The organism is Pseudomonas sp. 5.2 (assembly GCF_059025405.1).
On sequence record NZ_JBYBHH010000075.1, the window covers coordinates 1 to 249 of the forward strand.

1 protein-coding gene is annotated in these 249 nt (G+C 55.0%); it reads right to left on the reverse strand.

The genetic code is table 11. The features are described from left to right. A partial coding sequence (locus tag AC5PZ0_RS28360; RefSeq protein ID WP_493856229.1) for a transposase occupies nt 1–184 on the reverse strand: 184 nt, incomplete at its 3' end. Nucleotides 185–249 lie beyond the last annotated feature (65 nt).

Genomic DNA, 249 nt, shown 5'->3' on the forward strand with positions numbered 1-249 from the left:
CCTTGGTGCCTGCCACTGGCTGGCCTTTCTGGCGCTCTTTTCGAACCTGATCCACCCAACGGCGCAGCGCCGTTGCACCGACATCCATCGATGCGCAGACGTCAGGAATTGAGCAATTGTCATCAAGAACCATGCTTGCAGCACGTTGCTTGAGCTCGCGGGTATAGGTCTTTCGTTCTTGCATGGAACCTCCTGATTGGGCGAATCATATCGCCCTTAAGAGGTGTCCGGGATCATTAGGCCAGTTCA